Below are 463 nucleotides of genomic sequence, written 5' to 3'. Positions count from 1 at the left end.
TCGTCGCGGATGCGGGCGACGTCGTCGGTCTGTCCACCACGGCCGGCACGCTGTCCGCGGTGACCGACAACGGCGACGGCACGTACACCGCCACTTTGACGTCGGCGGCGACGGTCGGCAGTGCCACGGTCTCGTTCACGATCGACGGCGACGATGCGGACGCCACGGCGTCGGTGGCGTTCGTCGCCGGTGCGGCGGACGTCGGCACCTCGACGATCACCGCCTCCCCGACATCCATCACGGCTGACGGGACCAGCACCTCGACGATCACCGTCACCCTCCTGGATGCGAACGGCAACGTGGTCGCGGACGTCGGCGATGTCGTCGCACTGTCCACGACCGCCGGCACGCTCTCGGGTGTGACCGACAACGGCGACGGCACCTACACGGCGGAGCTCACGTCACCGACGACGGTCGGCAGCGCGACGGTCTCGTTCACGATCGATGACGCGGATGCGGACGC

General features: G+C 69.8%; 1 protein-coding gene. It reads left to right on the top strand.

Going from position 1 to position 463, the window contains the following annotated elements; translation table 11 throughout:
* Nucleotides 1-463 (top strand): Ig-like domain-containing protein (locus DW298_RS00070; RefSeq protein ID WP_240744941.1); only part of this gene is annotated, 463 nt, incomplete at both ends.

It is taken from the genome of Microbacterium sp. A20 (assembly GCF_004794515.1).
Classification (GTDB): domain Bacteria; phylum Actinomycetota; class Actinomycetes; order Actinomycetales; family Microbacteriaceae; genus Microbacterium.
This window is presented reverse-complemented; position numbering and strand designations above follow the sequence as displayed.